The sequence below is a fragment of the Streptomyces hainanensis genome (assembly GCF_004348415.1).
Classification (GTDB): domain Bacteria; phylum Actinomycetota; class Actinomycetes; order Streptomycetales; family Streptomycetaceae; genus Streptomyces; species Streptomyces hainanensis.
Window position 1 is genome coordinate 1 of the sequence record NZ_SMKI01000862.1, and the last position, 1057, is coordinate 1057.

Consider the following 1057-nt stretch of genomic DNA (forward strand, 5'->3'; position numbering starts at 1 on the left):
GCGGGGATCTGGTGGAGTCCGACGACCACCCGGTGGCTCCGGCCGCCCGGGGCGGACTCGTCGTGGTAGCGGCTGACCAGCGTCGCCACGGTCTGGGCCAGTTCCTCGGCGAAGGCCGTCCGGTCGGCGGCGGAGGCGAACCGCACCTCGGCGTCGATACCGAAGCTGGCGACCCGCCGGCGCGCTCGGGAGGCACCGGTCACCAGCGCGCCGACCTCCTGCACCAGCCGGGCGCCGAGCGCCAGCAGCCAGCGGGCGGAGAGCTGGTCGGGGGACCGGGAGGGGTCCGGACTGACGGCCGCCAGGGCACTGGGCGAGATGACGTACGAGGCGGCGGTGGCGCGGTACACCCGCTCGGTGACGTTGCCCTTGCGTCGCTCCTCGGCCAGCTCGACCAGCCCGTGACGCTCCAGTTCCTTGAGGTGGTAGTTGACCTTCTGCCGGGGCAGCCCCAGGCGGCCGGCCAGCATGGCGGCCGAGCCGGGCTCGGCCAGGGCGGCGAGGATCCGGGACCGTATCGGGTCCAGGGACGCCTCGGCCGCGGCGGGTTGTTCGATCACAGCGACGTCCAGCACGTCTCCACCCTGCTACCGACAAAAAAATTTGTCAAGGAGGGAAGAGTTGTCGGCGGCGTGGTGTGGCCAGAAAGGTTCGCGAGGTTGTGGTGGCTAGCCTCGACTGCGGATCATCGACATCAGCAACCCGTGGGTCTCGGTGTCAGCGGCCACCACAAGCCCGCGGCCCACCTGACCGACCTGACCCGTCGGATCGATCGGTCCGATCGGACCGATCGGACCGCCGTCGATCCCGGTGACCACGCAGCCGGCGGCCCGGCACACGGCGATGCCCGCGGCGAAGTGCACGCTCTGGGACAGGTCGCCGCCGTCGGTGACGTACGCGGCACGCTTGCCGGAGGCGACCCAGGCCAGCGCCAACGTCGTGGACACGACCCGCGGCCGGAACCGCTCGACGAACCCGGTCCTGCCGAACCTGTCGGATCAGGCCCTGGCTCCCCCGGGCCCAGCGGCCTGGGGGACGGACGGGGGCTGTCTCTTAT

The 1057-nt window shown here is 71.8% G+C and carries 1 protein-coding gene and 1 pseudogene; both read right to left on the minus strand.

Going from position 1 to position 1057, the window contains the following annotated elements:
• The coding region (locus E1283_RS36500) for an ArsR/SmtB family transcription factor (RefSeq protein WP_132822431.1) at positions 1-575 on the minus strand (575 nt) is incomplete at its 3' end.
• Between the two features lie 93 nt (positions 576-668).
• Positions 669-995, minus strand: a pseudogene (locus E1283_RS36505) (inositol monophosphatase family protein); the annotation flags it as partial.
• Positions 996-1057: the final 62 nt, after the last annotated feature.